At 45.8% G+C, this 8,859-nt stretch carries 9 protein-coding genes; 4 read left to right on the top strand and 5 right to left on the bottom strand.

Translation table 11 applies throughout. From position 1 onward, the window contains the following. Positions 1 to 69: 69 nt before the first annotated feature. The 3 genes from murJ to ampD form a co-directional block, all read right to left on the bottom strand. Entirely contained in the window at positions 70 to 1,620 is a 1,551-nt protein-coding gene (gene murJ / locus B5J93_RS12765) for a murein biosynthesis integral membrane protein MurJ (protein WP_079326716.1), read from the bottom strand. Between the two features lie 443 nt (positions 1,621 to 2,063). Further along, positions 2,064 to 2,939 (bottom strand): EamA family transporter, encoded by an 876-nt coding sequence (locus B5J93_RS12760; protein WP_079326715.1) that lies wholly within the window; start codon positions 2,937 to 2,939, stop codon positions 2,064 to 2,066. A 93-nt stretch (positions 2,940 to 3,032) separates the two neighbouring features. Continuing rightward, positions 3,033 to 3,620: a 1,6-anhydro-N-acetylmuramyl-L-alanine amidase AmpD gene (ampD, locus tag B5J93_RS12755; RefSeq protein WP_079326714.1), complete on the bottom strand. Its 588-nt coding sequence runs from the start codon at positions 3,618 to 3,620 to the stop codon at positions 3,033 to 3,035. 72 nt (positions 3,621 to 3,692) lie between these two features. Between ampD and B5J93_RS12750 the strand changes: the two genes are divergently transcribed. Then, positions 3,693 to 5,516, top strand: coding sequence for a DUF7840 domain-containing protein (locus B5J93_RS12750; RefSeq protein ID WP_079326713.1), 1,824 nt, complete (start codon positions 3,693 to 3,695; stop codon positions 5,514 to 5,516). 82 nt (positions 5,517 to 5,598) lie between these two features. Here the strand turns inward: B5J93_RS12750 and B5J93_RS12745 are convergent, their stop codons facing one another. Further along, entirely contained in the window at positions 5,599 to 6,315 is a 717-nt protein-coding gene (locus B5J93_RS12745; protein WP_079326712.1) for a pantothenate kinase, read from the bottom strand. A gap of 160 nt (positions 6,316 to 6,475) precedes the next feature. Then, the gene (locus B5J93_RS12740) at positions 6,476 to 7,318 is read right to left on the bottom strand and encodes a biotin--[acetyl-CoA-carboxylase] ligase (protein WP_079326711.1); all 843 of its coding nucleotides are present in this window, start codon (positions 7,316 to 7,318) and stop codon (positions 6,476 to 6,478) included. 78 nt (positions 7,319 to 7,396) lie between these two features. On the opposite strand from B5J93_RS12740, the gene B5J93_RS12735 reads away from it, so the two are divergent. The 3 genes from B5J93_RS12735 to B5J93_RS12730 form a co-directional block, all read left to right on the top strand. Beyond that, positions 7,397 to 8,206 carry a sulfite exporter TauE/SafE family protein gene (locus B5J93_RS12735; protein WP_079326710.1) on the top strand — a complete coding sequence of 270 codons (810 nt, stop codon included), beginning with the start codon at positions 7,397 to 7,399 and terminating at the stop codon, positions 8,204 to 8,206. Between the two features lie 138 nt (positions 8,207 to 8,344). After that, positions 8,345 to 8,503: a hypothetical protein gene (locus tag B5J93_RS13625; RefSeq protein ID WP_158080749.1), complete on the top strand. Its 159-nt coding sequence runs from the start codon at positions 8,345 to 8,347 to the stop codon at positions 8,501 to 8,503. After that, a partial coding sequence (locus B5J93_RS12730; RefSeq protein ID WP_079326709.1) for a type II toxin-antitoxin system VapC family toxin occupies positions 8,503 to 8,859 on the top strand: 357 nt, incomplete at its 3' end. The genes B5J93_RS13625 and B5J93_RS12730, both read left to right, overlap by 1 nt.

The following is an 8,859-nucleotide window of genomic DNA, read 5'->3' as shown; positions in this document are numbered from 1 at the left end:
TGCGTATTACGCACCAATATATTTTGATTTTAAAAGATGAATATTGCACATTCCCTTTTTCTTTCAATCTCACCCATGCCGTAACTGTCTTGGTCTAAACCCACTGGCAAGTAGCACCACGCCATACACCACCGCACCTAGCACGCAGATAGCGATTAGCACGGCAAGTTTTGCCCATGCCGAGCCGTCTTGGGGGTAGTAGGGTAGCACCGCATACAGACTTACCGTCATGGCGAGCGTGGCGATGACAAACTGCATGCCCATTTTGTACCAATGTTTGCCAAAGTGCCAAATGTCCCGCTTTTGCAAAAAGTAATACAAAAGCCCCGCATTGACAAAGCTTGCCCCTGTCGTGGCTAGGGCAAGACCGCCATGCAAGGGCAATTTGGCAAGATAAAAAATCCCAATAAACACCACGCTAAATAGCATATTGGCAAACACCGAGACGATACCAATTTTGACAGGCGTTTTGGTGTCTTGCCCTGCAAAAAACGCAGGGGCGAACACCTTGATAAGCATAAAACCCAAAATCCCGCCCGACAGACAGCGTAGAGCAAGAGAAGCCATGTCGCCGTCTGTGGTGCTAAATTCGCCACGCACAAACAGGGCGTTCATCAGCACGTCCGACAGCACAAACATCGCCACAGACGCAGGCAGACCGATAAGGATGATGAGACGCATTGCCCAGTCTAGGGTTTTGCCAAATTCTGTCATGTCTGCTTTGGCACGGCTTGCCGACAGGCTGGGCAAAATGACCGTACCGATTGCCACGCCGATGAGACCGAGTGGCAATTCGCTCAGCCGCTCGGCAGAGTAGAGCCATGAGACCGAGCCGTTTGCCATTTTGGATGCAAAAATGGTGTTGAGTAGCAGGTTGATTTGCGTTACCGACACCCCAAAAATGGCAGGGAGCATGAGCGTCAAAATGCGTCTGACCCCTTCATGTTTAAAATCAATGCTTGGGGCGACCAGCAATTTTTTGCGATATAAATCAGGCAGTTGTATGATAAGCTGTAATACACCCGCCACCGCCACCGCATAGCCTAGTGCCATGATAGATTTGTCAAGCATGGGAGCGATAAGCCACGCCCCGACTATCATGGAGATATTGAGTAGGACAGGAGCGAAGGCAGGTGGGGCAAATTTACCATAGCTTTGTAAAATACTGCCAAAAAATGCCGTCATGGAAATAAAAAACAAATAAGGAAAGGTTAGGTACAAAAGCTCGGTTGCCGTGTTGAATTTGGCAGGGTCATCCACAAACCCAGGGGCAAAAAGCTGTATCACAAAGGGGGCAAGGGCAAGCACCGCCACCGTGAGTGCCAGCAATATCACCCCAAGCACGCCCGAGACACGGCTGATGAGTAGCTGAATTTCGTTAAAGGTTTTTTGTTCTTTATATTCGGTCAAGACAGGCACGAAGGCTTGTGAGAACGCCCCTTCGGCAAAGAGCCTGCGTAAAAAGTTGGGGATTTTGAAGGCGACCAAAAATGCGTCCATAAGACCGCCTGCCCCAAACACGCCCATAAGGACGACATCACGCACCAAGCCCAAAATGCGTGAGAGCATGGTCATGGAGCTAACGACAAGGGTAGAACGGAACAGACGAGATTTTGCCATGATAAATTGCCAACAAAAATTTGTGCGTATTATAAAGGATTTGGGCGATGAGTGGATGAATTTTTTGTGAATTTGTGGGGTGTGGGCGGATTTGTTAAATCAAAATTGGGGCTGTTTAAATTAAAAATAATAAAAAGGGTGAATGATTTTTTAAAAATTTCCGTGATTTATTTTATGATTGTAAGGTGCGTAATACGCACCGTTTTATTGATATAAAAAATGATTTTAACCAATTTTATTTTTAAAAATATGTTAATTTAAAAAAATACAAATTTTAATTGGATAAAACTTTTGGATAAATTGTAGGGGAAAACTGCATTAACCCTGTGATAAATATTAATTTTGGGAGAATTTCAATTTTCCCCCACGCATCAAATTTTAAAAAGTATTTTATTGAACATACCATATTTTAAAATAATGCCATTCAAATAAATAAACCATTTTTAAAACTTCTTATCAAACCACTGTCCGTCCAACAAATGCACCCCAAGCCCAAACAATACCGTCAAAATCCCCACATAATGCCACAAAATAAGACGCTCTTTTAACGCCACATAGCCCACGACCAACGCAATGACAGGCACAAGCATGATAAAGGGCGTAACCTTGCTTGCCGAATGCTGAGCCAGCAAATACCCCCAGCCTGTATAGCCAACACAGCTTGCCACATAGGATAAAAACATCACGGACAATATGCCAAGCGTGCTAAAATTTGCCAAATGGCTCATCACGCCACCGACACCATAATTAAATACAGAGAAAATAGTAAATGCCATAAATGCCGAAATATTATCCCAAATGACGAGTGATAAAGGATTGACTTGTCCGATTTTTTTGACGATGACATTGCCAATCGCCCAGCTGAACGCCGCACCCAGCACAGGGAGCATACCGATGAGCGAAAATCCGCCTTGATATTGCCCCACGCCAATGAGCGTGAGCCCAACCCCTGCCGTTATCATGCCGACAAGATGATTGGGCTTGACGGATTCTTTTAGCAGTATGCACGAAAACAGCACGGTTAAGAACACTTGTGCTTGTAAAATCAGTGCCGACAGCCCTGTGGGAAAGTGCCATGACAATGCCAAAAACATGAGGCTAAATTGTCCAAAGCTAATGGTTAAGCCATATAAAATCAAATAAATCCACGGGGCATTGGGTTTTTTAAAAAAGAAAACAGCGGGCAATAAAATCAATAAAAAACGCACCATGCCTAATATCAAAGTCGGTACATCATTTAAGCCGATTTTCATTGCCAAAAAATTGACACCCCAAATCAGAACCACGCTAAATAAGACTAAATAATCTTTGGTGTGCATATTAATTCCTTTTAAAAATTGGTAATAAATTTGGGGTATTTTTTAATTAAATTTTTAATAAATCTCCTAAAAATTTTTAAAAAATTAAATCCATTATTTTTTGCATAAATCATCGACCAGTTGTCTTAATTTTTGCCAATCAAAAAATTCGCCAGGGTCGGTTTTGCGAGCAGGAGCAATATCACTATGTCCCATAAGATGTCTCTTTGTGGCAGGATAGGCGGTATAAATGGCGTGGATAATATGAGCAAGGGCGGTGTATTGTATCTTGGTAAAGGGTGAGTAATCATCGCCTTCTAATTCTATGCCAATGGTAAAATCATTGCAATTTGACCGCCCAAGATAAGCGGACTTCCCTGCGTGCCATGCCCTGTCATTAAAATTGACAAATTGACTAACAGATCCGTCTCGCTCAATAAATAAATGAGCTGAGACTTCTAAATCGGTAATCGTTTTAAAATAGTCGTGGTCATTGGCATTTAGGTTATTTTGAAAAAAGGCTTTGACAAAATGCGTGCCAGTAGCATCGGTTTTGCCAAATTCGCTTGGGGGCAGGCTGATATTATGAATGACAATGCCTGTAATGGGGCAGTCGGGGCGGGCATTAAAATTGGGGGACGGCACAAAGTCCGCTCCGTGTAATATGCCGTCTTTGATAAAAAAAGTGGTGAATTTTGTCATGATGATTTATACTTGTCAAAAGTCTATTCTATCAATTTTTATTTAAATTTAACACTTGATTTAACACTTGCTATGAAAAATTTTTACCAATCCGCCCCCACACTACTAGCCCTTAGCCTGACTGCCTTGATGAGCATGCCAGCGTATGCCGTCTCATCTGGCAATGCCCTAACAGACGGCACTAATGTGGCGTATCGAGACAGTGGTGTGGTTTTTGATGAGATTCAGCATTCATTTTTAGCGGATAATTCCCAGCCTAGCACCACCCCAAACGCCAGCCAATCTGACTCTTTGGCGGACGTGGCAAGCTCCCCTGCATGGCGAAAATTGTTACTGCTTGACAAAAAAGGCAAACCCACTGCCAAAGACCCTCATTTTTTATTGGCAGGGGGTGACACCAGAGCCGAGCTTGACGCTATCATCAAGGCGATAGATGAACGTGATGATAAGGTGCTGTGTGCCTTTCCTGCTCGCACGCACTATGTGGCAGAGCAGTTGGGCTTGGCGTTAGATGACAGCGGTTGTGATGAATTTCATGCGTGGGCGAAACAGTATGACGCTCGGGCGTTGTCGCTGACCTTTGCCGATGAGCACCCTAATTCGCTCGGCTCGGCGTTCGCTCATGTGATGATAAAGGCGGACACCGAGCAAAGTCTGGCAAGTGGTCGTGATGATGATGCTTTTGCCATTAACTACACCGTTGCCCGAGATAAGGCGGACGTCGAAGCCAAAGCCAGTGCCCGCTCGCTGGTGGGCGGTTATGCAGGGGTCATGGAGTTTTATGATTATGATGAAAAGCGAGATGTGTACTTGCTTGATGATGAGCGAGACATTTGGGAATATCGCTTAAATCTCACCACTGCCGAAGTCGCCCAAATCATGCGACATGTGTGGGAGACCAAAGATTTAAAACGTCCGTATTTTTTTACTCATGACAACTGTGCCAGTGAGATATTACGCCTGATTGATGTCGTGCGTGGCAGTGAGTTGCGTGAAGCGGTGGGTAAAGTCGTTATTCCTAACGAAGTGGCACGGGTGCTGACCGATAAGGGGCTGGTGCTTGATACCAAATACCTACCGTCCAAGAGCAGTACCGCCCAAGCGGTGCAAAACGGCACACAGGGTGTGGTTACAAGCCCTAGCAACCCCGCCCATGCCAGTCCCACGCACCGCATTGGCTTATCGGTCGGCTATGATGACAGTTATCATGGCACACGCACGGGTGATAATGACGGCACAACTTTTGGACTGTCGTTACGCTCGGCATATCATGATGTGCTAGATAGACCTGTGGGCGTACGCCAGTATCTTGATGTCGAAATGCTCTCGCTCGATGTACGATATGATGATAGGCTAAAAGTGGATAAGGCAACGGTGTTTAGCACACGCAGTTATAACCCAACCAACACCGCCAAAGCCCATAACGGCATGGCATGGGGTCAGCACGCACGGCTCATGCAGGTCATGGACGGCTCGGATAGGAATAATGATGACCATATGGTCTTTGGTGTGCGTCTAGAAAAGGGTAAATCATGGACACTCGGGCAGGGCGAGCCAGATACAGGCAGGCTTGCCGATACGCTCTGCTACGCGTTTGGCGGTTATGGCGGACAAGTGGGGCATATCAATAAGGGCTATCGTGTGGGGGCAGGCGTGAATGTCGGCTGTATTCATCATGCCAGTGATAAGGTGCGTGTCATGGGCGAGCTTGCCCTGCCGATATGGTATCATCACAATCAAGGCGAGACCCGCTCGGCATACGTTCAGCCTGCTCTTAATGTCGGCGTGCAGTACGACATCAGCCCCACATACGCCCTACGCTTGACAGGCAAGGCGGAGCGTGGGCGTGATGACACGCACGAGCAAGTGGCGTTGGCGGTATTGTGGTATTTTTAGGTTAAACTTAAAAAAAGGGGGGGCGTACTTCACAAGCCAAGCAATGGCTTGTGAAGTACGCCCCACGCCAGTATTAAATTGTCTAAGCAAAATACCGACTTAGCCCTGCCAACAGTAGCTCTGCTTCGGTGTTAAGCTCATCCCCAAACTGCACATTTATCATATCCGCCCCGCCCCCTGTGAGCGTAATCTCAAAATCAGGGTAGTCTGCTTGCACCGCACGCACCGCCCCCACCACGCCAAACAGTACGCCGTGATTGACCGCATCAAAAGTCGTCCGCCCAAGCTCCACGCTGTCAAACCGCCCAGCTTTCACCGCAATCTGCTGAGTGCCTGCATACAGGGCGTGGCGTTGCATATAGACGTTGGGCAGGATATATCCGCCCAAATGCGTGCCGTGTTCTATCAAATCAATCGTCAAAGCCGTGCCACAGCCGACCACGCATTGTTTTTTGGTGTTATCCACCACGCCGAGCATTTGTAGCCATCTGTCCACGCCAAGCTGATTGGGGTCGTAATGGCTTGTCAAAAGAGGGTGATTGGCATTGACTTTGGCAAATTCAAACGGCACGGCAAAGCCCTGCAAAGTCTTATTAATGGCGGTGTTGATTTTTTCGCCAAGCACGCTAGAAATGCCCACAAATTCAGGTTCAAAACTTGCCAGCGTGCCAAGCAGTCCAAATAGTAACTCATTGGGGGCTTTTAGGTGTTCTTTTGCGTCATGGGCGATAATGGTGTCGTTATCCACTATCCAATATTTTAGGCGGGTATTGCCCAAATCTAGCCAAAGTTTTTTCATGATTTTCCTTAGTAAAATGGGTTTTGGCATTTATATAAATTTTAAAAATTCTCATATCGTGGGGATAATTTTTAAAAAATCTCAATTTAAATACCGATTTTTAATACCAAGTTTTAATAAAGGGCAAATTGCAATTTTCCCCTAAAATTTATTTAAAAACCTAATTCACAATTTTTGCCATACCTGCAAATATCGGCTTAATATCGCCATTGTCATTTAACAACAATTCGCCTTGATTGCCAATACCGATACACCTGCCTTTGGCATAAATATCGGTCATATTATTTTGCATAAAAATATGAATGAGTTTGTCGGTCAAAAGATGATTGGCGTTAAATTTATCAATAAAATTTTGTAGATACATGGTTTCTTTACAATGATTACAAATTTCTATTGCTTGAAAGATTGCATTTGTCATTGGGATGCATAAATCTTGGGCGGTTGTTTTTATGTCGGATAATTCTTTTAAACACGTCGCTTGATAAAGACCGTCTTTTATCACAGGCGAATTATGGACATTTAACCCCACACCAATCACCACGCCCACAAGCGTATTTTTATCCAATTTTTTAAAAACAGGTTCAATTAAAATGCCAGCGAGTTTTTTAAAAAATCCTGCCTTATCATCATAAAAGCCCACGTCATTTGCCCATTTTACGCCAATGGGGGGTAAGTTTTTGGTTTTACGAGTTTGATTTATGGTTTGGATAACAGTTAAATGAGATAATTCAAATCCAACCGCCAATGACAATAAGCCCGATAATTGATGTAACTCAAATTGCCCCTGCCCAATCGGAACATATAAAGACAAAAACACATTGTCCGCACCGCTCACCCATGTCCGCCCGTGCTGTCCACGCCCTGCCGTCTGGTGGTTTGCCGTGTATAGGTGGGGGGCGGTATGGGGGTGCGTGCCGTCTGTAATGGCGTGGATAAGCTGAGTGTTGGTGCTGTCTGTTGTGTCAAAATGGGTGCGGGGCGTGGCGGTCAAAAAATTTGGCATGGGGCGGTTTTTGATTGTTTCAAATGAATAAAAATAAGCTATAATACCATAAATTTGGTAAATGTGAGAGTATGTAACATGATGTATCTGTGGTTTGTGGTCGCAGGAGCGTTTGCGGGCGTGTGTGCAGGGCTGTTTGGCGTGGGCGGTGGTCTTATCATCGTGCCAGCACTTGTGTGGATTTTGGGGGTGTATGGCTTTCCGAGCGAGTTTATCCCCCATGTGTCGGTGGGGACGGCTCTGGCGACTATTATCATCACGTCTATCAGCTCTTTGACGGCTCACAACAAAAAAGGCGGGGTACGTTGGGACGTGTTTAAGAATCTAACCTATGGCTTGGTGGTCGGTTCGCTGTTTGGGGCGTGGGTGGCAACGCTTATCAAGGGGGATTATTTGCAAGTGTTGATTGGCGTATTTGCCATTGTCATGTCCATACAGATGTTTATGAAAAAGGCGGACGAGAATATCAAGCCCCTGCCCAAGCCGATGAGTCAGAGCGTGGCGGGCGGTGTGATTGGTATGGCTTCGGCGATTTTTGGGATTGGCGGTGGTAGTCTAAATGTGCCGTATCTTACCCACGCAGGTCTACCCATGAAACAAGCGGTCGGGACTTCGGCAGCGTGCGGTCTGCCCATTGCCATTGCAGGGGCGTTAGGCTTTATGGTGTTTGGGCGAAGTCATGTGGCGAGTATGAGCGAGCCTGTGGCAGGACTGCTTGGCTTTGTGCACTTGCCTGCTTTTGTCGCCATTAGCGTGGCGAGCTTTATCACCGCCAAACTTGGGGCAAAAATCGCCCACAAACTGCCAGCAGGCACACTCAAAAAAGCCTTTGCGTGCTTGCTCATTGTGGTGGGGTGTCAATTGGTGTGGAGTGGGGTGGTGGGGTAAAATATTTACAAACAACCCAAGAGGATAGCAATGATAATAGAATTGGCAAGCCTACCGCCCAGCATTGTGCAATATATCAATGCAGGGTAAAAGGCGGAGATTGAAAAGGTTGAAGCAGAGGTAAACGTCACCCCAATCATGCCTTTGCATTCATCAAAAAACGAACGCACGGCAGGGAGATTGGCGATGTTGTTGGGTCAAGATGATGTTACCATTGATGAGCAGGTTTTGCTCGCTCCGCTCAATAAAGCGGACTGGGACAGTACCGACCCATACGGTATCAGCATGGGGACATGATGGCAAGTTATTTGTTAGATACGCACACATTGCTGTGGTGGTGGGTTTGTCCGAGTAGTTTATCGGCTAATGCAAGGGCACAGATTGCTAACAAAGACAATCAGATTTTTATCAGCTTGATTAACCTATGGGAGCTTGGCATAAAATATCAAAAAGGTAAATTGCCAATCGCCCAAAAAGCGGTAGAGTGGTTTGAAATACTGGCAAAAGAGGATGGGTTTGTGATATTGTCAACAAAACTCATTCATGCACGCACCGCAAGCAGTTATCAGCAAGCACATTCCGACCCTTTTGATAGAATGCTCGTGGCACAGGCGGAGTGTGAACGGTTGATTTTGTCTAGACCATATCAAACT

Source organism: Moraxella equi (assembly GCF_002027555.1).
GTDB lineage: Bacteria > Pseudomonadota > Gammaproteobacteria > Pseudomonadales > Moraxellaceae > Moraxella > Moraxella equi.
The sequence above is the reverse complement of the archived record's forward strand: the minus strand, read 5'-3'. Positions and strand labels throughout refer to the sequence as shown.